General features: G+C 43.8%; 15 protein-coding genes and 5 pseudogenes. 7 read left to right on the top strand and 13 right to left on the bottom strand.

Annotated features, from left to right (window positions below):
- Window positions 1-8: 8 nt before the first annotated feature.
- The 3 genes and pseudogenes from proB to mutS all read left to right on the top strand — a co-directional run bounded on the left by proB (window position 9) and on the right by mutS (window position 4,637).
- Window positions 9-1,148: a glutamate 5-kinase gene (gene proB / locus VL20_RS20620; protein ID WP_052277633.1), complete on the top strand. Its 1,140-nt coding sequence runs from the start codon at window positions 9-11 to the stop codon at window positions 1,146-1,148.
- 98 nt (window positions 1,149-1,246) lie between these two features.
- Entirely contained in the window at window positions 1,247-1,840 is a 594-nt protein-coding gene (apcB, locus tag VL20_RS20625) for an allophycocyanin subunit beta (protein WP_211571626.1), read from the top strand.
- 245 nt (window positions 1,841-2,085) lie between these two features.
- A pseudogene (gene mutS, locus VL20_RS20630) lies at window positions 2,086-4,637 on the top strand (DNA mismatch repair protein MutS).
- A 297-nt stretch (window positions 4,638-4,934) separates the two neighbouring features.
- On the opposite strand, the pseudogene VL20_RS33880 reads toward mutS, so the two are convergent.
- The 3 genes and pseudogenes from VL20_RS33880 to trmFO form a co-directional block, all read right to left on the bottom strand.
- Window positions 4,935-7,973, bottom strand: a pseudogene (locus tag VL20_RS33880) (pentapeptide repeat-containing protein).
- Between the two features lie 114 nt (window positions 7,974-8,087).
- Window positions 8,088-8,585, bottom strand: coding sequence for a 2TM domain-containing protein (locus VL20_RS20640; RefSeq protein ID WP_052277634.1), 498 nt, complete (start codon window positions 8,583-8,585; stop codon window positions 8,088-8,090).
- 60 nt (window positions 8,586-8,645) lie between these two features.
- Window positions 8,646-9,983 carry an FADH(2)-oxidizing methylenetetrahydrofolate--tRNA-(uracil(54)-C(5))-methyltransferase TrmFO gene (trmFO, locus tag VL20_RS20645; protein ID WP_052277635.1) on the bottom strand — a complete coding sequence of 446 codons (1,338 nt, stop codon included), beginning with the start codon at window positions 9,981-9,983 and terminating at the stop codon, window positions 8,646-8,648.
- 361 nt (window positions 9,984-10,344) lie between these two features.
- Between trmFO and VL20_RS20650 the strand changes: the two genes are divergently transcribed.
- Entirely contained in the window at window positions 10,345-10,623 is a 279-nt protein-coding gene (locus tag VL20_RS20650) for a hypothetical protein (RefSeq protein WP_004266820.1), read from the top strand.
- A 119-nt stretch (window positions 10,624-10,742) separates the two neighbouring features.
- Here VL20_RS20650 and VL20_RS20655 read toward each other — a convergent pair whose 3' ends face one another.
- Entirely contained in the window at window positions 10,743-11,822 is a 1,080-nt protein-coding gene (locus VL20_RS20655; RefSeq protein WP_052278529.1) for a PIN/TRAM domain-containing protein, read from the bottom strand.
- Between the two features lie 472 nt (window positions 11,823-12,294).
- Between VL20_RS20655 and hemW the strand changes: the two are divergent.
- Window positions 12,295-13,466 (top strand): annotated as a pseudogene (gene hemW, locus VL20_RS20660) (radical SAM family heme chaperone HemW).
- Window positions 13,467-13,586: 120 nt separating this feature from the next.
- On the opposite strand, the gene VL20_RS20665 reads toward hemW, so the two are convergent.
- Together VL20_RS20665 and VL20_RS20670 are read right to left on the bottom strand one after the other, a co-directional pair.
- The gene (locus VL20_RS20665) at window positions 13,587-13,907 is read right to left on the bottom strand and encodes a cupin domain-containing protein (protein ID WP_052277636.1); all 321 of its coding nucleotides are present in this window, start codon (window positions 13,905-13,907) and stop codon (window positions 13,587-13,589) included.
- The gene (locus tag VL20_RS20670; protein ID WP_002787567.1) at window positions 13,907-14,479 is read right to left on the bottom strand and encodes a shikimate kinase; all 573 of its coding nucleotides are present in this window, start codon (window positions 14,477-14,479) and stop codon (window positions 13,907-13,909) included. Before VL20_RS20670 ends, VL20_RS20665 begins: the two co-directional genes overlap by 1 nt.
- 217 nt (window positions 14,480-14,696) lie before the next feature.
- On the opposite strand from VL20_RS20670, the gene VL20_RS20675 reads away from it, so the two are divergent.
- Complete coding sequence (locus VL20_RS20675) at window positions 14,697-15,770, top strand: Gfo/Idh/MocA family protein (protein WP_052277637.1); 1,074 nt, start codon at window positions 14,697-14,699, stop codon at window positions 15,768-15,770.
- A gap of 51 nt (window positions 15,771-15,821) precedes the next feature.
- On the opposite strand, the gene VL20_RS20680 is transcribed toward VL20_RS20675, so the two are convergent.
- Together VL20_RS20680 and hisD are read right to left on the bottom strand one after the other, a co-directional pair.
- Window positions 15,822-16,157, bottom strand: a complete 336-nt coding sequence (locus VL20_RS20680) for an excalibur calcium-binding domain-containing protein (protein ID WP_052277638.1) — start codon at window positions 16,155-16,157, stop codon at window positions 15,822-15,824.
- A 93-nt stretch (window positions 16,158-16,250) separates the two neighbouring features.
- Window positions 16,251-17,555 (bottom strand): histidinol dehydrogenase, encoded by a 1,305-nt coding sequence (gene hisD, locus VL20_RS20685; RefSeq protein ID WP_052277639.1) that lies wholly within the window; start codon window positions 17,553-17,555, stop codon window positions 16,251-16,253.
- Between the two features lie 65 nt (window positions 17,556-17,620).
- Between hisD and VL20_RS20690 the strand changes: the two genes are divergently transcribed.
- Complete coding sequence (locus VL20_RS20690) at window positions 17,621-18,307, top strand: hypothetical protein (RefSeq protein ID WP_052277640.1); 687 nt, start codon at window positions 17,621-17,623, stop codon at window positions 18,305-18,307.
- Here VL20_RS20690 and VL20_RS31310 read toward each other — a convergent pair.
- The 5 genes and pseudogenes from VL20_RS31310 to VL20_RS20710 form a co-directional block, all read right to left on the bottom strand.
- Window positions 18,304-18,609, bottom strand: coding sequence for a hypothetical protein (locus VL20_RS31310; protein ID WP_158499375.1), 306 nt, complete (start codon window positions 18,607-18,609; stop codon window positions 18,304-18,306). The genes VL20_RS20690 and VL20_RS31310 overlap by 4 nt on opposite strands.
- On the bottom strand, window positions 18,512-22,075 hold the full coding sequence (gene metH / locus VL20_RS20695; protein WP_052277641.1) for a methionine synthase: 3,564 nt from the start codon (window positions 22,073-22,075) through the stop codon (window positions 18,512-18,514). The genes VL20_RS31310 and metH overlap by 98 nt, the downstream gene beginning before the upstream one ends.
- A 129-nt stretch (window positions 22,076-22,204) precedes the next feature.
- Window positions 22,205-23,359: a SpoIID/LytB domain-containing protein gene (locus tag VL20_RS20700; RefSeq protein ID WP_052277642.1), complete on the bottom strand. Its 1,155-nt coding sequence runs from the start codon at window positions 23,357-23,359 to the stop codon at window positions 22,205-22,207.
- Between the two features lie 309 nt (window positions 23,360-23,668).
- Window positions 23,669-23,902 (bottom strand): annotated as a pseudogene (locus tag VL20_RS20705) (restriction endonuclease subunit R); the annotation flags it as partial.
- Between the two features lie 195 nt (window positions 23,903-24,097).
- Window positions 24,098-24,484: pseudogene (locus VL20_RS20710) on the bottom strand (restriction endonuclease subunit R); the annotation flags it as partial.
- Window positions 24,485-24,619 lie beyond the last annotated feature (135 nt).

Below are 24,619 nucleotides of genomic sequence, written 5' to 3' on the forward strand. Positions count from 1 at the left end.
CCTTGACGATGAACCAAACCATAGTGATCAAAATCGGTACTTCCAGTTTGACCGATAATGAAACCGGCCAATTATCCCTATCCACGATCGCCGCTTTAGTGGAAGTCCTCACCCGGTTGCGTGCCGCCGGTCATCGGGTGGTATTAGTATCATCTGGGGCCGTGGGGGTGGGCTGCCGTCGTCTGGGAATACAGGAAAGACCGAAAAAAATCGCCCTCAAACAAGCGATCGCCGCCGTCGGTCAAGGTCGTCTGATGCGGATCTATGATGACCTCTTTACCAGTCTTGGTCAACCGATCGCCCAAATTTTGCTGACCCGTCCCGAATTGATGGAACGCACCTGTTATGTCAACGCCTATAATACCTTTCAGGCTTTGTTTGAATTAGGGGTAATTGCCATTGTCAACGAAAATGACACGGTGGCGATCGATGAGTTAAAATTCGGCGATAATGACACTTTATCAGCCCTTGTAGCCAGTTTAATCGAGGCTGACTGGTTATTTATCCTCACCGATGTGGATCGCCTCTACAGTGCCGATCCGCGGCTATTTCCCGAAGCGGCGGCTATTGCCCGGGTTACTCCTGCGGAATTAGCGCAACTATCGATCGATGCCGGTAGTAGTGGCAGTCAGTGGGGGACCGGGGGTATGGCGACGAAATTGGCAGCGGCCCGGATTGCCACCAGCGCCGGGGTAGAAATGGCGATTACTAGGGGACGGCAGCCCGGTAATATCTTAAAAATTATGGCAGGAGAGGCGATCGGAACCCGTTTTGAGGCCCAAAAACGCAGTGATAACGCCCGCAAACGCTGGATCGCCTACGGACTACTGCCTATGGGTAAAATCTATCTCGATGCTGGGGCGATTCAAGCCATTTGTCAGGGGGGAAAATCTCTCCTTGCGGCCGGGATTACCAAAGTGGCAGGGGAATTTAGCGCCTCCGAATCGGTGCAATTGTGCGATCAAGAAGGCCGGGAATTGGCCCGGGGAATTGTTAATTATAGTAGTGAGGAGATCGATCGAGTGAAAGGTCAACATTCCGAGCGTATTGCCAGTTTATTAGGTTATATAGCCGCAGAAACCATCATTCATCGGGATAATCTCGTCATTTTGAGTGCCTCGTCCACCACCTCGACTAATAAGGGATAATTCCGCCACCCAGCGCCGGTCCAGCCAATGCCTTAAATGTAAAGAAATGTCTCAAAAAAACAACAAATTGTTAGACAAGCAAGAGAGTTAGACTAGGGATGTCCCCCGAAGTTCAACCCTGTGAGATTATAAATAAAGCGAAACTCAAAAATGTCTTTATTGCTGTTGGGAGAAACTTAATAATGCGAGACGCGGTAACTAGCCTGATTAGAAAATACGATGTCACCGGACGTTATCTCGATCGAGATGCGATCGATAATCTTAAACAATATTTTGCCTCGGGAACTGCCCGTCTAGCTGCCGCCGCCCTCATTAACGCTAATTCGGCGGCGCTCGTGCGTGGGGCGGCGATTCGTCTATTTGAAGAAGTTCCCGAATTGATCCGCGCCGGGGGTAATGCCTACACCACCCGTCGTTATTCTGCCTGTCTGCGGGATATGGATTACTATCTCCGCTATGCCAGTTATGCGCTGGTGGCTGCCGATACTAATGTTCTAGATGAACGGGTACTGCAAGGACTGCGGGAAACCTATAATTCCCTCGGGGTTCCCATCGGTCCGACGGTGCGCGGTATCCAAATCATGAGCGAAATGATTCAAACCATGGCTAGTGAGGCGGGTATTGCCGACACCTCTTTGATCGCTGAACCCTTTGATCATCTCACTCGCGAATTAAGCGAAGTGTCTATCTAAATTCAGTTGTCAGTTATCGCTTATCGGTTTTGTCCGTTCAATTTTTGATGGAACTAACCCGCATCAGTACCCACTCTCAGCCTAGGGGAGTGGGGAAGGTGCAGCAAGGGGAACAGTTGATTAAAACATTGTCCAGCTTTCTTTGACCCATGACTCTCCCCTCGGATTTTCCCCTAGAACCACCGGCTACCAATAAAGATCCCCATCGTGATTATCGCGGACTCGATCGCGATAAACTCACCCCCATGTATCAGCATTATGTGGAGGTAAAAGAAACCTATCCCAATGCTCTTTTACTCTATCGTGTGGGCGATTTTTTCGAGTGTTTCTTTCAGGATGCGGTGATTATCTCCAGAGAATTAGAATTAGTTCTCACCAGCAAGGAAGGAGGTAAAGGGATTGGGAGAGTCGCCATGACCGGGGTTCCCCACCACGCCCTAGAGCGCTATAGTCGTTTATTGGTGGAAAAAGGCTATGCGGTGGCGATTTGTGACCAAGTAGAGGATTCGACGGAAGCAGCCGCCGAAAAACGGCTAGTAGAACGCGCTATCACCAAACTGCTCACCCCCGGAACCCTCACCGATGAGGGAATGTTAAACGCAAAAAAGAATAATTTTCTGGCTGCAGTGGTGATCACCGGAGAAAATTGGGGATTAGCCTATGCAGATATCTCCACCGGAGAATTCTACACCACCCAAGCCAGCGATTTAACGGCTTTAAGCCTAGAATTAAGCCGTTTACAGCCCTCAGAAATCCTTTTTCCCATCAATGCCCCCGATTTAAACCGTATTTTGCGCCCCGGGGAAAAATCCGACCATCTCCCCCCCTGTTTACCCGATAGTTTTTGTTATTCTCTCCGTCCCCAAACTATCTTTACTCTCACAGAAGCGAAAAATCGTCTCCTAATCACCTATAAAATGCGTTCCCTAGAGGGGATGGGCTGCGAACATTTACCCCTTGCTATTCGCGCCGCCGGAGGCCTATTAGAATACATTGAAGATACCCAAAAAGCCAATCAAGTCCCCCTACAACCTTTAAAAACCTACTCTATCTCCGAATTTTTGATTTTAGATGGGCAAACCCGTCGTAACCTTGAAATTACCCAAACGGTGCGCGATGGTAGCTTCTATGGTTCTCTATTATGGGCGATCGATCGTACTTGTACGGCCATGGGTAGTCGCGCCTTACGTCGTTGGTTACTGCAACCGCTCTTAGATTCTCGCGGTATTCGCGCCCGTCAAGATACTATCCAAGAGTTAAAGGATAATCCCGCCCTGCGCCAAGATATTCGGCAAAAATTAAGGGAAATCTACGATATAGAACGTTTAAGCGGTCGTGTTGGCGCAGGAACGGCTAACGCCCGCGATTTACTTTCCCTAGCGGCATCTTTAGTCAAATTAGCCGATTTAGCGGCTTTGGTTGCTTCGGGAAATTCGCCCTATTTGAAAGCTTTACAGCAAATTCCCGCCGATTTGGAAAAATTAGGCCAGCAGGTGATCGCGCATCTGGTGGAATCTCCTCCGCTGCATCTGAAGGAAGGGGGGGTGATTCGCGAGGGAATTGATGCCCAATTGGATGCCCTCCGGCGCGACTATCAGGAAGTAATCGATTGGTTTAAGAATCTGGAGACGACAGAGAAAGAAAGAACGGGGATTAGCAATCTTAAGGTTAATTATAACAAAACTTTCGGTTATTATATTAGTTTACCCCGCAGTAAAGCCGATTTCGCCCCAAAAGATTATGTGCGTAAGCAAACTTTAGTCAATGAGGAACGTTATATCACCACCGAGTTAAAGGAGAAAGAAAATATAATTCTGACGGCAGTAGATGAATTAAATAAATTAGAATACGAGATTTTTAGCGATTTACGCCGTCAAGTAGCCGAATTTTCCCCAGAAATCCGGGAAGTGGCCACAAAAGTCGCCGCTTTGGATGTGTTGGCAGCATTGGCAGAAATCGCCGTTTATCAGGGATATTGTCGCCCAGAAATCGCGGATGGTCGTCTTATCGATATTAAAGATGGTCGTCATCCCGTGGTGGAACAATCCCTTGGGGCTGGCTTTTTTGTGCCGAATTCGATTAATTTGGGCAATCAGGAGGGTTTAGAATACCCTGACTTGATTATTCTCACTGGTCCCAATGCTAGTGGCAAAAGTTGTTATCTGCGACAGGTGGGATTAATTCAATTGTTAGCCCAAACCGGCAGTTTTGTCCCAGCAAAGTCGGCCAAAATCTCCATCTGCGATCGCATTTTCACCCGGGTGGGGCTGTGGATGACCTCGCTACTGGCCAATCCACCTTTATGGTGGAAATGAACGAAACTGCCAATATTCTCAATCACGCCACAGACAGATCATTAGTATTATTAGACGAAATTGGCCGGGGTACAGCCACTTTTGACGGTTTATCCATAGCTTGGGCTGTGGCGGAGTATTTAGCCACGGTACTGCAATCGCGGACGATTTTCGCCACTCACTACCACGAACTGAACGAATTAGCTTCAATTTTAGAGAATGTGGCTAATTATCAGGTAACAGTCAAAGAATTACCCCATGAGATAGTATTTTTGCACCAAGTACGACCGGGAGGCGCGGATAAATCCTATGGTATCGAAGCGGGAAGATTAGCCGGTTTACCAGCTTCTGTGATCGATCGTGCCATGCAGGTGATGGGTCAAATCGAAAAACATAGTAAAATTGCGATCGGTTTGCGTCAGGGAATTAAGAAAATTAAACCGGTTAAGTCGGATAATTCCCCCTCTCTGCAGCAGTTAGACATTTTTGATGACAGTAAGTAGGTATGTGTTAAAAATTATCAGACACCCCCCTTATCAAGGGGGGCAGGGGGGATCGAACCTAAAATTCATGTTTAATTTAATTATAACCAGCTACTTATCTTCAATAGCTCCGTAACCGTTGATCTATTTATGATGATCCAGTTAGTGACCAACGTACCATGATTTTTCTCCTTTAGCCCCTAAACACATAAACATCATAACCTTTACATTGAGCCTGTCGAAATGTAAGGTAAAGTAGAATCCAACCCGCGCGATTTCTTGGGTACTACCTTCTTCGGGTGGATGAGGTGATTGTATTCACTGAAACTCGGTTTTAACTTCCGTATCGAGAATCGTCCCTTTGACGTTAGCATCTGTAAAATTAGCCCCTTCAAGATTTGCCCCTTCAAGATTTGCCCCTTCAAGATTTGCCCATCTAAGATTTGCCCCTTCAAGATTTGCCCCTTCAAGATTTGCCCCTTCAAGATTTGCCCCTTCAAGATTTGCCCCGTAAAGATTTGCCACTCTAAGATTTGCCTTTGCAAGAAATGCCACTCTAAGATTTGCCTTTGTAAAATTAGCCCCTTCAAGATTTGCCCCTTCAAGATTTGCCCCTCTAAGATTTGCCTTTGTAAAATTAGCCCATTCAAGATTTGCCCATTCAAGATTTGCCCCTTCAAGATTTGCCCATCTAAGATTTGCCCCTTCAAGATTTGCCCCTTCAAGATTTGCCCCTTCAAGATTTGCCCATTCAAGATTTGCCCCTTCAAGATTTGCCACTCTAAGATTTGCCTTTGCAAGAAATGCCCCTCTAAGATTTGCCCCTCTAAGATTTGCCCCTACAAGATTTGCCCCTACAAGATTTGCCTTTGCAAGATTTGCCCCTACAAGATTTGCCTTTGCAAGATTTGCCCCTACAAGATTTGCCTCTGCAAGAATTGCCACTCTAAGATTTGCCCTTTCAAGATTTGCCCTTTCAAGATTTGCCTTGTAAAGATCTCGACATATCAACAGACAGTTTTGTAAATCAAGAAAACTGAGGCAATCTAACACCAACATAAACTCTAAATCTATTCTTTGTCCCTGAAGACTGGCCAACCAATTGCCGAAAGCTTCAGGAGAAGGCCATTGAATGGGAAAAATTTCTTCGGTGACTCGCCCACAGGCATTAAATACCGCTAATAAAGCTTCCTCGGCATTGCGTGCCTGTCGCATTTCCTCCTGAAAATTGGGGCGGTTTTTTAAACCCTCCATCGGCATTCCTTTGACCAAAAGATATTCAATTAAATGACCCAGAGTTTTCTGCCACTGTTTCACTTCATCAGGGGACTGTAATTGCATTTGATTGACAATAAAACGAAAAAGATATTCATCTATTGCCGTCGGTCCGCATAAAGTCGCCCAGGCGATTAAAGCTTGTCTGGGATCATAGTCATTGTCATAATCATTTTCACTGTCTTGTAATTTCTTATGAATTTGCTTAACTCGGTCAACAATTCTGCGGGCAGTTAAATATTCACCAAAACTTTTATGGGTAAATTCAAAGGTTTTTTCGCTGCCTCGTAAATCGCCACTTTCTCGAAAATAAAAGGCTGTTAAAAGACGGGTAATACTCCCTTGGGAATCGCTTTGAAAACTATCTTGGAAATTTTTTAGGAGATTTTTTAAGCCATTATTTTCACAATGTTCTTCAATCTCTCTCACGGTGGTGGTTCTACCGTTACCATGCCAACAGGAAAGGGCAATTTCCATTAAAATTAGCACAAAATCTTTTTCTGTAATCCCTTCTATAGCCCGGTGGCCTGGACTATTTTTTCATAACCTCGCTCATAGACTGCCTTGAGCAAATTTTCATAAATATTATTGAGGTTAGTTTCTTGGGAAAATTGAACCTCGCCTCGTTCAAAAGTGAGAGCAATAAGATAATTTAATAGCGGTTGAGCGGTAATTTCTTGTAAATTTTTCCCCGATAATTCTGGCGGTAATTGTGCATAGTTTTTCCCTTTAGCTTGCCCATACTGTTGCCACCATTGATGACGTTGATCGACTTTTAATAAGTTATCAACATCGCTAAAATCATCGCTTTTATCAACCCAATAGGGTAAAATAGTGATAATTTGCTGAGGTTTTTGAAATTATTTTTATTGGATTGTACCACCACATCACGCCCGCTAATCAACACTTGTAAACGGGTTTTATTTTGATTAAAACTTTTGACCTGTTCTCGTACTTCATTAATAAAATTTTGGGCGACTTCTTGGGCGATTTTTCCCTGCATAGATAGCTCATCTAAGCCATCAAAGATAATTAGTAATTGTAAATCTTGATCGCTCGGTTCTAGGGGATTTTCTGGTAAAAAACCGTCATGTTGAACAAAAGTTTTAACTGCTGTTACTAAATCGGTGGAGAAACTCAAGCGATGCAAGGGAATATATAAAACTTGTTTTTCTAAGCGAGCTTGTTGGGCAGCAAATACTTTACAAAAGGACGATTTTCCACTACCCGGCCCACCGGTCAATAAACGGATAGCATCATCGGATTTTGCCGCTTCTAACCATGTTTCTAACTGCTCTTGGAGTTTGATAACAATGCGTTTAAATGATGGCTCTCGATGGTAATCTGTGTCTGGGGTGGCTTTTATTTCTTCTTCTTCATAAAATCCCCGTAGAGGTACATAAATTTGCTTTAAACTAAAGGTTTCCCAAAAATAGGTTCATCGATCTGTTTTTGCAACCAAGCTCGATAATGTAACCAGCTGCTTTCTCGTTTCCAAGCATTGTTAAAAGGAGTGTCGATTTCATCTAAAAGCAGACTGTATTCATCTCGTTTATCTTTCCATTGTTCCTGCAACGCTGAGACAAAATAAGCTGGTAAACGGTTACTTAGGCTCTGTGCTTCCTGGGAATTAGTGATTAAATTATTTGTTGTTAACCACCGTAAAAAAGCTGCTTGGATTGGTGCGACTATAGGTAATCTTTCGGGATGCTCAAAAAAATCTCGATCGAGAATTAATTCCTGCTCTTGTAAAGAGTCGGTAATCTCAGTGTAAAGTTCTTTTAAAGCCAGCTTTTCAACTTCTTGGGGCAGTAAATCAGCATTACTTTTAAGTAATCCTTTCATCGCTTTCATTAGCGATTGACTTATTAATAAACCCGCTAATTCCCCCGGAGTCCGACTTAAACCAAGAGCATCTAAAACTTCTACTCCATTTTCGGCCAGATCATCCCACTGCAAAAATGCCCCGTTAAGAGCGGCTTTTCCCAGGGTACTAAAGAGACTTCTCAGATTGACTTTAACTTGTCGTTTCCAGATATTTTGGGGTTTGGAAACAGAAATTCCAGCAGCTGATTCGGACATAGAACAAAGCGATCAATTCATGTAGGATTAATATTATTATATTACACTTAAGTTGGCAGGAACAACACTGTATTGAATCTTCTTTTTGGTATTGGCAGTGTTATTTTTTGTTAATTAAAACTGTAAAAACTTTTTAATTTGTGTCCAAAGATTGCCAAAAGACTCTTTCATTTCCTCCTTAATTTTCCAGCGTTTAAATGCCTCTTCGTAGGCAATTCCTTGATTTTGAAAAGTTTTCCAAGCCGAGAGAGAAAGAGGTAAACCCATCAGCAAAAAGATATAAATTGCCCAAGAAATTGTTCCAGCACTAATTAAATTAATGGTAAGAAAAAAACTATTAATAATCAGATAGCGAACGGTTTTATTTTTTAGCTCCTCGCGACGAAAGCGATCGAATTCTTGCCGTTTATAACTGACCATTTTTGACTCTTGCCAGTCCTTTTCCGCCGCTTCTAAGTCTTTAACTTCAATAGCTAAATCGTCGGCAATTTCTAACAACTGTTGACGGGTAATTTCTCCCTTATCCCCTTGACGGGAGATAGCCAAATAGAGAATTTCCTGCACATCCTCTTGACTGTAGGATTGGGGAGGGAAAAAATCGGGGTTTGGCATAGCGATAGAGAAAGAAATAGGTTCCTTCTCTATTATGGGCGATCGATTAGCGATTGACAGTTAGACGAGACAGGGAGTTTTTAACTGATTCATCCATGCTTCTAAATCCTGCAAAGATCGATCGGCATATTGACCGTAACGTTCCCGTTTATTGCGGATTTTTCTGGTAAAATTCGGCAAAATGCCAAAATTTGGCGGCATCGGTTGAAAATGTTTCGGTTCGGCACTGCTGATAAACTCAAATAATGACCCCATCATCGTTGTGGTTGGCAATGTCACCGTTTCTAATCCTAAAGCTAAACGAGCGGCATTAGTTCCCGCTAACCATCCCCCAGCAGCCGCAGCCGTATAGCCTTCCGTGCCGATTAACTGTCCTGCCGCTAACAGCGTCGGTCGCGATTTAAACTGGAGACTGGAGGATAATAACTGGGGAGAATTGATAAAGGTGTTTTTGTGCATCACCCCCATGCGGACAAATTCGGCCTTTTCTAACCCCGGAATCAGACGGAAAACCCGTGTTTGTTCACCCCATTTTAAATTAGTTTGAAATCCCACCATATTCCACAATTGCCCCGCTTTATCTTCCATTCGCAACTGTATAACTGCGTAGGGACGTTGATCCGGATATCTGGGATCCGCTAATCCCACCGGTTTCAGGGGACCAAAACGCATGGTGTCTTCTCCCCGACTGGCTAATTCTTCGATTGGCAGACAAGCCTCGAAAAATTTGGCATTTTCTCGCTCAAAATCCTTTAATTCTGCCTGTTCTGCCTGTTTTAGTTCTTGCCAGAAGTGCAGGTATTGTTCCCGATCCATAGGACAATTGAGATAGGCGGCCTCACCTTTATCGTAACGGGAGGCCAGAAAAGCGATCGATTGATCAATAGATTCCCCTAGAATAATCGGACTAGCGGCATCAAAAAAGCTCAGATAGTCCAGTCCGGCAAAATTTTGCAGATCTGCGGCTAAAGCAGCACTGGTTAACGGTCCGGTGGTTAAAACGACGATACCATCCCGGGGAATTTCCGTGATCTCCTGACGTTTTAAGGTGACTAGAGGGTGGTTGGCCAAGATTTCCGTCAAATTTCGACTAAAGACCCCTCGATCGACCGCTAAAGCCCCTCCTGCGGGGACACTATGCTGATCGGCCTGGGCAATAACTAGAGAATTTAAGCGTCGTAATTCTTCATGGAGTAACCCGGTGGCGCGATCCACCGCCATGGCACCAAAGGAGTTACTACAGACTAATTCAGCTAAAAATTGGCTATGGTGGGCGGGACTAGAGCGAATTGGGCGCATTTCGTACAGGATCACGGGAATACCTGCTTGGGCTATCTGCCACGCCGCCTCAGTCCCCGCTAATCCTCCACCAATTACATGAATAGGGCGATCGATCATAGTTGGGAGAAAATGGCTAGAGTAGGACTATTTTAGCGTTAAGTAAGGAGGCAAAATTATTTGTAGGATGGGTTAGCGGTAGCGTAACCCATGCGGGTGTTGGGTTTCATGCTTCAACCCAACCTACGTTCATCTTATATTTAATTCCACCCACCTACTTAGTTCCCAGTCACCAAAAAATAGGCTGGGCTGACGGCGATCGCATAAAGATTGGGGCTGATCGCAAACTCAGGTTATAATCAAGGAAGGGATAGAATATTATATTTTATCTCGGCGCGATTTTTGCTTTCGAGAAGGTGGCAACACCGCCCCACTTTCTCACCATCTCCTTCCAGATGGGTTAGTTAGCGGTTTGACTTCTATGAACACCAATTATCTTGAAGAATACCAAAAATACCTAGCCGAATGGCAGAAACTGCTTCTGTCCGCTTGGGGTAATGGTGTTCCCTCGACTACATCAGTGTTTGAGTTTCCGGAAACTTTGGTTAAATCCCTCGAATATCAACAAGAATGGGTGAAATCCTACCTAACCGCCCAAGAAACCGCCACCAAAGTTGCCCTCGATAGTCAGAAACAATTCTGGGATAGTTATTTCGGTTTTGCTCGTCAGTCCATGGCTGTAATCAATAAACCGGCCTAATTTAGATATAAATTGGCTAGATGGTTCGGTTAGTGACTTAACTTCCCTTAAAAAATGAAAAGCCTCAAATACAATCCCCTCTGGCCCTGTATTTGAGGCTTTTTTGGTTTTTTTTCCCTTTAGGCAATCAGGGAATTTTGGGGTTTAGCAAAAATCATCCGTCCGGCAGAGGTTTGCAGTGCAGATGTCACCACTACCCGCAATTCTCCCCCTAGATAATCTTTCCCTTCTTCTACCACCACCATCGTGCCATCTTCTAGATAACCGATGCCTTGGGTGGGTTCCTTTCCTGCTTTGAGAATTTTTAGGTCTAAAGTATCCCCGGGCAAGTAGATCGGGCGTACTGCTTGGGCGAGATCGTTGACATTCAAGATGGTGACTTTTTGCAGATTGGCCACTTTACTGAGATTATAATCGTTAGTGAGCAAGGTGGCGTTAATCTCTTGGGCAAGATGGACTAATTTAGCATCTACGGTGCTAATATCCTCATAATCGGCTGGATGAATGATAATGCGCTCGGGAAATTCTTGCTGCATCCGGTTTAAGATATCTAATCCGCGTCTTCCTCTGACTCGTTTTTGGTCATTACTGCCATCCGCTAACTGTTGCAATTCCTGAAGAATAAATTGGGGAATGAGTATCTGTCCCTCGATAAATCCTGTGTCTAACAATTGTTCGATACGACCATCGATAATACAACTGGTGTCCACAACTTTGGTGGCGGCCGCTTGCAGGGTTCCTTCTGCCACTAAAATTGATTCCATACTATTGGGGTTAATCAGACGCAAAAAAGTGCGACCGTGGGTATCAGCTAAACTAACCCCCAGATAGGAAAACATAATGCTGCCCAAAATGGCGATTATCGGCTTGATAAACGAGAATTCTCCCGGAATCGGTAGGAAGAAAATCGGAGCTAGGATCAGATTAGCAATCAACAAACCAATAACTAGACCGACCGAACGGGTTAAAATAACTTCGATCGGAGTTTGTCGTACTTGGGTTTCTAGACGACGATAGGTAGTTTGGGCAACTAAACCAATAGCTAAACCAATAATTGAGGCAAAACCCGCCGATAACCAGCGTAAAGCTTCAATATTGCTGATTTGCGACTGGACAGCAACCGGGAGCAAGTCAACACCACTATAACCAATACTGGCAACAGCGAAGACGAATAGTAAAATTATGACAGCATCAAGCATGGGGATAATACCAGAGAGGATAGGGGGGAATGATGGTAGAAAAATAATGAGTATGGATGCTTTTATATTATATCTGTGGGTTTCTCCTAATTTGTGTCGGGAAAGTTGCCTCCATTCTAGGAGATGTTCTCCCCAGCCATAATACATCTTAACGAAGATCAACGAAATTATAGCCGTCAGCCTTGAATCAGTTATCAGTCATCAGATGCGAGTTACAGCGTTTCTCAGATAGATGAGGTTCGTTCTTGCATCTAAAATACTTGATTAGCAAGGGTTAGTCTGTGCTTCACCTTGACGAGAAAGGCTGTAGGATATTAAATCCAGTTATTAAAAACTGATTATTTATTCTCCGTTTTGCCTTTTGCATGAGTAGAAAACGGGTTTCTCGGAGAAACCCGTTTTCTGTGCGTTACTCAACGGATTTAGTATGAGTTCACTGATTACTGATTACTGTTCACTGATAACTGCTTTAATGTCCTATTTTGACCCCGTAACCTCGGTTTATATTCATATTCCCTTCTGTCGTCGGCGCTGTTTTTACTGTGATTTCCCGATTTTTGTCCTTGGTAATCGCACCAATCCGGCGACTTTTCCCCCTGTGGTGGAGTATGTGGAAATATTACAAGAAGAAATTAGCCTTAGTCAGGGGACGGGGAAACCCCTAGAAACAATTTTTTTTGGGGGGGGACTCCTTCCCTGTTACCGGTGGAATTATTAGGGGCAATTCTGGATACTTTAGCCAAAAAGTTTGATTTTGCGGCCGATATAGAGATTTCTATGGAGATTGATCCGGCTACCTTTAGTTTAGAACAATTACAGGGTTATCTTAGCGCAGGAGTCAATCGGGTTAGTTTAGGAGTACAGGCTTTTCAAGAACCATTATTACAGGTTTCCGGTCGATCGCATACTGTTAAGGATATCTATCAGGCAGTGGAATTAATTCAGGGATTGGGAATAGTTAACTATAGTTTGGATTTGATTTCAGGATTGCCACAACAAACCCTGACAGATTGGGAAAATTCCCTAGAAAAAGCGATCAAACTGCAACCGGCCCATCTTTCCTGTTACGATTTGGTCTTAGAGGCGGTTACTCCTTTCGGTAAACAGTATCAACCGGGGAAAAAACCCTTACCCGATGATGAAACCACGGCAAAAATGTATGTTTTAGCCGGTGAAAAACTAGCTTTAGCCGGTTATCAACATTACGAGATTTCTAACTATGCCAAACCGGGTTATCAATGCCGACATAATCGAGTTTACTGGGAAAATCGTCCCTATTACGGTTTTGGTATGGGGGCTGCTAGTTATCTTCATCAACAACGTTTTACCCGTCCGCGCAAAAGTCGCGACTATTTCGCTTGGGTAAAAGAAGGCTGTCAGATTGAGGTGGAGAAAAATAGCTTGATTGATGATCTTCTCGAAACCTTGATGCTAGGGTTAAGGTTAGCAGAAGGTGTGAGTTTGCCCGCAATTGAAGCTAATTTTGGCTCGGAAATCAAAAAAGCAATTTTAGAGGTCTTAGAGCCGCATAAACAGCGTAATTTAGTAATAATTGAGGGGGATAGCAGGGTAAGATTAAGCGACCCCGAAGGTTTTTTGTTTTCTAATATCGTTTTAACCGATTTATTTGATCGCTGGCAATAGTCAGAAACTATATTTTAAGTAGCTGGTTATAATTAAATTAAAAATAGATTTTAGCTTCGATCCCCCTTAATCCCCCTTGATAAGGGGTGTTTCTGACAACTTTTAACACCTACCTACTTACTAGCGATAATAGATAGCTAACCAAATACAAGGAGGATTATTGCTAGTAAATTCGATGCGATGTTTTTGGTGAGGAGGAATCAGGAGATAATCCCCCGCTTGCAGATTAACTTGGCTGCCATCCTCATAACTAATCTCAGCGAATCCCTGTAATAAAATCACCCATTCAAAGTCAGATTGATCGTACCATTGACCGATGGGAGTGGTTTGACCGGTGGAAATAATTCTTTCCAGACGAATAGCTTGACTTTGAGCTAAAATTTCCAGAATTTCTCGGTCAGGAATTAGTTCAGGTAAATCAAAAATTGAAGCTGCTGTCATTAGTTATTATTCCTTTCTGGATGAAAATCTTTAATCACCGTCGGTATTGCTGTTAAAATTTTCTCAACGATATCAGCAGGTGTATCTAGGTCAGAAACAACAATCCGAAGATCTGCTTCTGCATAAAGTCCTCGTCTTTGTTCTAATAATAATTCTAGTTTACTTTCTAAATCAGTGGACTCAAGCAGGGGACGAGAGGTATCTTGTTTTAAACGTTTAACCAAAACTTCTAGGGGAACATCTAACCAAATCATTAAACCGTGACGAAGATAACTCCAATTTATCGGTTTTAAAACCATCCCTCCCCCGGTGGCAATCACAGTTTTAGTCAGAGAGGATAATTCGGCTAAAACTTGGGTTTCTAACTCCCGAAAAGTCGCTTCTCCCTCGTCGGCAAAAATTTCCCTGATTTTCTTTCCCGCGACCCTTTCTATTAATATATCTGTATCAAAAAAACGATATTGTAACCGTCGGGAAAGCAACTCTCCCAGGGTGGATTTGCCAGATCCCATCATTCCTAGCAAAAAAACACTTAATCCCCGTAAGGAGTTAAAATCCGTTGAATTGTCCATATGTAGTCCTCGCTACTCAGGGATGATTTTTTGATAAGCATTTAGGAGTAAAAACCCGCAGATGGAATCAGAAAATCTTCTCAGAACTCCCATTGACACCGACATCGTGTCAGAATGCTGGATAACCATGATACCATCTTGGTAGTTAATGGACGAAATCAGCTTGATTAATCTAATCAAGTGGTGTGAGGAGTGTGAACACAGGAGTCTAAAATTCATGTCCAATCAACCAGCAAACTTTCCGGGTAACAGAAATCAACTCAAACCGATTAAAGTCGGGGTTATCGGGGTCGGTAACATGGGACAACACCATAGTCGCATCCTGAGTTTATTAAAAGACGTGGAATTCGTCGGGGTGGCCGATGTCAACGTCGAAAAGGGACTGGAAACTGCCAGTAAATACCGAGTCCGTTTTTTTGAAAATTATTTAGATCTCTTACCTAGGGTAGATGCGGTTTGTATCGCTGTCCCCACGCGGTTACACCATCGAGTCGGGATGGACTGTCTGCAAGGGGGAGTACATACCTTGATCGAGAAACCGATCGCCGCTAGTATTAGTGAAGCGGAATCTTTAGTCAATGCGGCAGCCGATCATGATTGTATTCTGCAAGTGGGTCATATCGAGCGTTTTAATCCCGCTTTCCAAGAGTTATCGAAGGTCTTGAAAACCGAGGAAATTTTAGCGATTGAATCCCATCGCATGAGTCCCTATTCCCAACGCGCTAATGATGTGTCGGTGGTGTTAGATTTAATGATCCACGATATAGATTTAATTTTAGAATTAGTCTCCGCTCCCGTGGTGAAATTAACCGCTAGTGGTAGTCGCGCTGCCACTGATTCCGGTTATCTCGATTATGTCACTGCAACCCTTGGTTTTAGTAATGGAGTAGTGGCTAATTTAACCGCTAGTAAGGTGACTCATCGCAAGATTCGCCGTTTAGCGGCCCACTGCAAAAATTCTCTCACGGAAGCGGATTTTCTCAACAATGAAATCCTCATTCACCGGCAAACCACCGCTAACTATAGCACCGATTACGGTCAAGTTCTCTACCGTCAAGATGGTTTAATTGAAAAAGTTTATACCAGCAATATTGAACCCCTACACGCGGAATTAGAACATTTTGTTCATTGTGTGCGCGGTGGGGACCAACCTTCTGTCGGTGGGGAACAAGCTTTAAAAGCTTTACGATTAGCTAGTTTAATCGAACAAATTGCCCTTGATGGTCGCGTTTGGCAACAATCGGACTGGAATTATCAATATCTTAATTCTCCCGTGATTACTGCTTCTTAATTGTTTTCACCCCGATTCTTTAAATGAGAGAATTGGGGTGAGGAAACAAAATTAGTTATCTGGAGAACTTTTTAAACATTTTTCTGAGGATTTTTTTCCACACCATTGACTTTCACAGGGAACTCCATCACCGTCTCCATTCATTTTGACATTGGGGCAATTTCTCAAGAAAAAAGTCGCTTCTGGACAGGAGGTCATCTGGGAACAGTGAGTTCTACCATCGCACCGAAACTGTGGAGAAGGACTAGGTTTTTTCTGGGGAGTGGGACGATTATTGTTGTTAGCTACGGCTAAATTATTGAGGGTTTGATTGCCAGAAATTGGTGATTTTATTGATATTTGTTCGCTCAGAAAAGCCAGAATTAAAATAACAATTACTTTTTTCATAAAATGCTTGCCTGATTCTCTGCTCTTATCATATTACCAGATAGGAGACAGGATAATAAATTAGAGTTGTTCCCTGTTTCCTATTCCCTGTATTTAGAGTAAAATTTCCCTGTGTTGAATTGCTAATTTATGGGCGGGAAAACCCTCGTACTCGGCTAAAGTTTTCGTGGTTTCTTTTAACTTTTCAAAGCCTTCGGAGGTGACATAAGCCAAAGTAGAGCGCTTGAGAAAATCATACACCGAAACCGCCGAATAGGAACGGGCAAAACTTCCCGTCGGCAGCACAGCATTTACCCCGATGGCGTAGGTAGCCATAGAGGAAGGAGTATGATTGCCCAGGAGAATTTCCCCAGCATTTTTAATCTTGCCCAGAATGGCAAAAGGATTACTAACTAAAACCTCTAGATGTTCCGGGGCGTACTCATTGACAAAATCGAGGGATTGCTGCAGACTATCGGTTAAAATTATGCCCCCATAGGCGGCTAAACCCGCCTCACAGAATTCCCGTCGCCAATCCGGGAGTTTTTGCAGGTATTCCTGTGCATATTCACTAGCAGCGATCGCCACCTGTTCACAGTGGGTGACTAATAAAGCCGCCGAATCCGCCCCGTGTTCCGCTTCAATTAATAAATCCAAGGCCGCTAAACGGGCATCGGTGGACTCATCGGCCAAAACTATCGACTCACTTGGACCGGCCGGCAAACCCACATCCACAGTGCCGAACAGTAACCGTTTGGCCGCCGCCCCATAGACGCTGCACGGACCGGTAATTTTGTCAACCCTTTTGATATTTTTTGTTCCCAAAGCTAAAGCGGCGATCGCTTGTACGCCCCCTAATTTATAAATTTCTCTGACTCCAGCCATCTGCGCCGCCACCAGAGAAACGGGTTCCACGTTGCCCTGTTTATCGGGGGGAGTGCAAACGACAACTCTTTCCACTCCTGCCACCATTGCCGGGATGGCTAACATTAACATCATCGAGGGAAAAGCACCGCGGCCCCGGGGAACGTATAAACCCACATTGGGGATAGGAGAGATTTTTTCGCCGGCAAAGACACCGGTTTCAATTTCTGCCAGTTGCATTTCTTCCGGCATTTGGCGACGGTGTACCTCTTGAATATTCCGGAAAGCCTGTTCAATGGCAGTTTTTACTTCCGGTTCAATTAACTGAAAAGCCTGCTCAAATTCTGCCTCGCTGACTTTGATATTTTCTACCGTCGCACCCTCGTAGTCAAAACGCCGCACATAGTCCACAACGCCAGCATCCCCCCGCTCGCGGATGGTTTCTATCACCGTTTGAGCGACTTTGAGGGCGTTATCAATATCTAACTCGGCTCTTTTCTGAAGTTTTGCCCGTTCCGCGCCACTTAATTGCGAAAGTTTTAATATTCTGACCACTATGGCTGCTCCTACTGCCCCTTCCTCTCAAGAATTAACGGGGAATCTGATCTTTTTTGATTATAATGCAGATCATGTTTAAGCTCTCTTGCTGTTCTGTAAATGCGATCGCTCTTGGTTTATTATGGGGGGCGATTGGTCCGGTGTGGGCAGAAACGGAGTTAGACCTAGACCCGAAAATTCGGCAAGAAAGCCCTGTTTTAGAGCGTTGGTTAGAAAAAATACCCGATATCGCCGAAGATATTCGCCGCGATCCTAGTTTTCGCACTCGTATCCGTTTAGGATATGCAGAGTTTCCTTCTACCGATAATTCCAGTGGCGTGATTTTGGGGGTAGAAGATGTGTTTTTCGGTCAAACCAGTTTAACCCTAAGCGGCGATTATCAGACGGCTTTTAACGGCAAAAGGACGGCAATAGGAGCAAATTTACAATACTATCTCCTCCCTTTGGGTGATTATGTCAATCTGGCTCCCATGGTGGGCTATCGTTACATTCAAACGGGAAATTACAGCACCGATGGGCTTAACTTAGGATTAAAGCTCAAATTAGCCCTTTCTCGCACAGGAGCGGCAGATATCACCGTCAGTCAGAGTTTTATCTCTCCCGGTGGTGCTAACGAGGTGGGATTAACTACTCTTTCGGTTGGTTATGCGATTACCTCTAATTTACGTTTAGCCGCCGATATTCAAGCCCAAAATTCCCGCACCCGTAAAGATAGCTCCCTGGGAATTTTACTGGAATGGCTGCCCTAATTAGGGTTTGCGGCAAAAAGTTTTTCGTGGGGGTAGGGTGTGGGGTGTAGGGTGTAGGGTGTGGGGTGTAGGGTGTGGGGTGTGGGGTGTAGGGTGTGGGGTTTTACCGATAAAAACTCACACCTGATAACTGATAACTGCTCACTGATAACTGATAACTGATAACTGCTCACTGATAACTGATAACTGATAACTGATAACTGATTAGGTACTAAAGTATTTAGCGGTGGGGTGATAGGTGATAATGGCGGTGGTGGATTGTTCTGGGTACAATTGTTCGCTTTCGTCCATAGACATCCCAATGCGATCGCATCCTAACAGATCTAGTTGCTTGTATTGGTCCTGAATATTGGGACAAGCGGGATAGCCGAAACTATAGCGAGAACCCCGGTAACGCTGTTGCAGTATATCGCGGATATTATCGGGATCGAACTCTGCGAAACCTAACTCGCGACGGATGCGGGTGTGGGTCCATTCGGCCATGGCTTCGGCGGTTTGCACAGCCATGCCGTGATAATAGAGGTATTCGGTATATTCGTTGGCATCAAAGAGAGATTTAGCGTATTCCGTGGCGATTTCCCCCACTGTCACCGCTTGCATCGGGAAAACGTCGATAATCCCGGATTCCTGCGGGGCGAAAAAGTCAGCAATACAGAGACGACGACCAGATTTCTGGCGAGGAAACTCAAAAATGGCACTCGGTTGCAGATTTTCGGGTTTTTCGCCCGCTTGTATCGATTCGGGATCGTAAATTAAGAGGGAATTACCGGACGACTGACAGGGAAAATAACCATAAATTAATGTGGGGTTTAGTAAATTTTCCTTGACAATTTTCTCTTTCCATGCTGTTAGAATTGGATGAACTTTTTCCTGTAAAAACTGGTCGTATTCTTGCTTGGATTGGCTTTGTGGTTTGCGAAATTGCCATTGACCGACAAATAAAGCTTGTAGGTCTAAATACCAGAAAACCTCCTCGATGGGAATTTCTGCTGCTGTTAATATTTTAGTACCCCAGAAGGGCGGTGTTGGTCGGGGAATATCAACTGCCACCGCTTCGGACCGACGGGTATCAATAACTAATTCTTTGTCCACGCTGCCATCGGTAAAAATAGTATCGGGATTAACCTTTAATTCTTCGGCAACAACCGGGCTTTTTTCTGCCTCGGCAAACTCCGCTAAAAAGCCTTTACTATCATCCCATTGACCCCCAGCTTTAGCGGGCATTAATTTATCCATAAAATGCAGGTCAGAGAAGGCATCTTTACCATAGATAACCTGTCCCTTGTAGGTTTTTTGACAGTCATCATGGACAAATTTGGGAGTTAAAGCTGCCCCGCCAAGGATAACAGGAACGGTGATTCCTTTTTCGTTAAAAACCTCCAGATTTTCCTTCATAAAAGCCGTCGATTTCACCAATAAACCGCTCATAGCGATACAATCGGCTTTATGTTCTTTGTAGGCTTCGATGATATTTTCTACGGGTTGTTTAATGCCCAAATTAATCACCTTATAGCCGTTATTTGTCAAGATAATATCAACTAAATTTTTACCAATATCGTGAACATCCCCTTTAACCGTTGCGATAATAAAAGTCCCTTTGGCATTATTATCCCCCTCTTTTTTCTCCATAAATGGTTCTAAAAAAGCAACAGCTGCTTTCATAGTTTGGGCAGATTGGAGAACAAAAGGTAACTGCATTTGTCCTGAACCAAATAACTCACCCACTACCTTCATCCCATCCAAGAGGAAAATATTAATAATATCTAGGGGTGGATAGTCCTGTAAAGCTTGATTCAAAGCGTCTTCCAGTCCCAATCTTTCCCCATCAATAATATGCTGTTTTAAGCGTTCCTCCACGGGTAAATTAGCATTACTAGAGGGGTCTTTTTTAGTGGTTTTTCCCGCAAATAATTCGGTTAATTTGGTCAGGGGATCATAAACACATATATCGCCATCAAAACGACGATTATCATAGATTAAATCCCGACAAATTTGCTGATATTCTGGTTCAATTTTTGCCAAAGGAAGAATCTTATTAGCGCTGACAATTGCCCCATCCATTCCCACCTGCATCGCTTCGTGGAGGAAGACGGAATTTAATACCTGACGCGCTGCCGGATTCAACCCAAAAGAGATATTAGACACACCTAAAAGAATGTGACATTCGGGCAGTTCTTGGCGAATTCGGCGCATTGCTTCGATAGTAGCCTTGCCATTTTCTCGGTCTTCTTCGATACCAGTAGAAATCGGTAAAGCTAGAGGATCAAAAAAGATTTCGTAGGGAGGAATTCCGTATTCTATCGCCCCATAATAGGCCCGTTTAGCTATCTGGAATTTTTTCTCGGCAGTGCGTCCCATTCCTTCTTCATCAATGGTTCCAATTACTACCCCTGCGCCGTATTTTTTCGCTAAATCCAAGACTTGATAAAAACGCGGTTCCCCGTCTTCGTAGTTAGTAGAGTTGAGGATACATTTACCCCCCGCTACTTTTAACCCCGCTTCCATTTTTTCCCATTCGGTGGAATCTAACATTAAAGGTAGGGTGACATTATTAACTAAACGAGAGGCTAATTGGTGCATATCGCGCACCCCATCCCGGCCCACATAATCGACGTTGACATCGAGAATATGCGCCCCTTCTTTTACCTGCGCTTTCGCCATCGATACTAAACTATCCCAGTCTTCAGCATTGAGCAGTTCCCGACATTTTTTAGAACCACTGGCGTTTAATTTTTCCCCGACAATGAGGAAAGAATTATCTTGAATATAGGGTTGGGTACTATAAATAGAGGCGGCGGAGGGTTCATAATGATAATGACGAGATTTCGGAGTTAAACCCTGACTTAGTTCCGCTAAAGCTTGAATATGGTCGGGACGAGTACCACAACAACCGCCAATAATTTGTACTCCCAAATCTTCGATAAAGTGCATTAAAGCCATTTTTAATTCTACGGGAGTGAGGCGATAATGCGCTTGACCGCCGACATTTTCCGGTAAACCAGCGTTAGGAATACAAGAAACAATAAAAGGGGAATTTTCCGAGAGATATTTAATATGGGGTTTCATTAAATCTGGACCAGTGGCGCAGTTAAGTCCCAAAATATCAATTTTATAGGGTTGTAAAATAGAGACAACGGCGTTAATTTCCGTTCCTACTAACATCGTTCCCATGGTTTCCATCGTCACCGAAACCATGAGGGGCAATCGTTGACCTTTTTTCTGAAATACTTCTTCAATAGCATTTAAAGCCGCTTTAATTTGCAGGACATCCTGACAGGTTTCTACTAATAATAAATCTGCTCCGCCATCATACAGACCCTCTACCTGTTCCACATAGGCATTTTTGAGCGTATCAAAGTCAATATGACCCAAAGTGGGCAGTTTTGTCCCCGGCCCCATCGAACCCGCCACAAAACGGGGTTTTTCGGGGGTAGAGTATTTATTCGCGCAAGCTTTGGCCAGTTCGGCGGCGGTTTTGTTGAGATAATAGGCTTGGTCGGCTAAATCGTACTCGGCTAAAACTATCGAGGTTCCCCCGAAGGTGTCGGTTTCAATCACATCCGCACCCACGGCTAAAAAAGCTTCGTGGACTTTCGCTACGGCGCTAGGTTTAGTATGGACAAGATACTCGTTACACCCTTCGTATTCTGCCCCACCAAAGTCCTCGGCCGTCAGATTTTGGCTTTGTAGGGAAGTTCCCATCGCTCCATCAAAGACGAGGACGGGATGCTTGGGACCGTTGAGGTAGTCAAGAAAGGGGCTATTCATAGAGAGATTTACTGCTATAGCATTTTGAAAGTTTATTGTAATACGGTTACTAGAAATCTGCCATTCGGCATTTCAGTGATCAGTTATCAGTGATCAGATTTGAGTTTTCAGTCGAGAAAGCCAATCAATCTAATTTTGTAGAACTAGACGAGCTAAACCAACTCCGGGATAATAATTACCGAGAATTTGTTGATAATCTAGGCCTTTTTCCGCTAATTTATAAGCTCCAGTTTGACTCATACCGCGACCACCGTGGGCCCAAGCGACAATTTCATCCGTGGCGGCATAAAGAGACTCGACTACACCCCCTTTATAGCTGAGAATCTGCCCAGCAGTGGCATTAACCGCCTGGTGAGTCGATTGATACTCCGAGCGAATGCCTTTATATACCTGCCAGCGTTGGGTATTGCCCAGATGAAACCAAGCATTAGCGGGGCGGATCATGTGTACTAGGGCGTAGGAACGAGCGGCGATCGCCTGTGCCTTTAAAGCGTGCATTGGCGCAGTGGAGTGCATTTCACTACCCACTACACTATAGAGATAGGCCTCTAAATTAACATGATTGACCACTAACAAGCGATCGCCTTGGGCAACAAGCAGCACTTTGCCCCGATACCAACCATCATCCACATAAACTAAACCATCGGCACTGGTGGGCTGCACAAAAATCACCTCTGGCAGCGATAAATCGCCCATTTTTAAGCCATTGGCACTGGCAATCACCGGTAAACCCTCGTTAGTGGCAATCGTTTTTAAACCACGACCTTGACGGTCGGTGATCACCGCCGGCCCGTTAACTCCAATCAAAACACTGGCCACATCCCTTTTAATCGCTACGCGAATTTCTAGGACCGGCGGCGTATAATTAGCGGGAACCGCTAAAGGTTGTCTAGTTACCGGTTTGGCCGCGGCAGCGGGGGAAGTATTAGGAGAAGACTGAGGAAAGGGTGCTAATTTTTTCGGTGCGGAGAGGGAAGACTGGGGAGAGGGTGCTGATTTTGGAGTCGCAGAAGATTGGGGAGAGGGGGATAGTTTCGGTGATGGCGCGGTTAAGGGGGCGATCGGAGATGGGATAATAGGAGCAGGGGAGGCAGCAGTCTCTAGATTTGCCTGCGCTTGCGGGGTTTCTGGTTTTTCCTTGGCTAAATAAGTTAAGAGAATTGGCGTAAAAGTGGCGATCGACAACAAAGGAACGGCACAATGACGCAGCAGGGAAAAATAGGTACTAGCAGCAAATTTCACTTTAATCACACCATCTTTAATTTTCTTATTTAACTTTACCATTCCCCTCTCAGGCCGGGCAATTCTAGACAAAAACTCTCGTATTCTTGAGCTTGTTAGGACAAATAAGGCTGAAATAGTCAAGAAAAGCCGAAAAAATCCTGATAATTTTTATTTATGCTTACTGATTTGTTCCTTGCAGAGCCAATTATACAACAGAGGGAAATAGGAGAGTAATGATTTTGTAGGTACTGATTAAGTAGGTAGGCGTTAAAAATCATCAGATACCCCCCTTATCAAGGGGGGATTAAGGGGGGATCGAACCTAAAATCCATTTTTAATTTAATTGTAACCAGCTACTTATCTTGATACTCAAATTAGTTGACAGAGATGTTTAAGGATTTTGAGAACTTCATATAAATCCCCCGGATTTCTCATGGCAAATAAACGAGAGGTTCCGTATAAAGGTTTACCGTCCCATAATAATTTAACAAATAAAAACTCGGAACCATTGGTCAACATTCCATAATTAGGACGGTTGGGATGAGGATTGACCATTAAATAAGCTAATAATTGCGGTAAACCTGCTTCAACGGAATAAATAACGGCTCTTCGGTTTGTGTTATGCAATGGACGGGGGTTATAAGGGATGGAACCCTTATATAGAAAGGGATTTAGCGATTTTTGTCAATTGTTTTTTATCTAGAGCGAACTAATCAATTAAGTCTCTTGCCAGATAAGGATTTAGTCGATTTATGCCCCCCTATCGAACCATAACAAGTAACGAAGAGCCTAAATAACCCGTTTTGATTCAATAATCATTACCCATAATTGCTCTTTTAGAATTAAAGTATCTAACCTTCCCTTAATTATTAAATCTTGATCTTCTGTAATAATTTCAACGGAATCTTCTGCTTTAATCTGAAAGGGAAATAGATAAAAGTTACCAATAAATAATAATGGATCTAAAACCGTCATCCTCACCGAAGTTTCCAAAAAGGGAGGATAATTCAATAAGTTAAAATAACCTGTTTTGATTTTATCTAACAATTCTTTTTCTTGGTCAGAGATTGCTTCTAGGTTTTCTTGCCATTCCCCAAAAAAATGCTCATCTTCTATAAACTCTAGTTGAAAATGATTAATTAAATCTCTGAGGGTGACTTCTTTTGCTTGTAAAATTTGAACCATATTTACCTCCTTAATTAAGATTTACGTTAATGGTAATTTGCTATTTTTAATTTAACCAAGCAAAATATCCGTTACTGACAGGGTTAACTGCTCTAAATCAGAGAGAACAGTTAAGGATATGGTCTTGTTTTGTTT

The sequence above is a fragment of the Microcystis panniformis FACHB-1757 genome (assembly GCF_001264245.1).
Classification (GTDB): domain Bacteria; phylum Cyanobacteriota; class Cyanobacteriia; order Cyanobacteriales; family Microcystaceae; genus Microcystis; species Microcystis panniformis.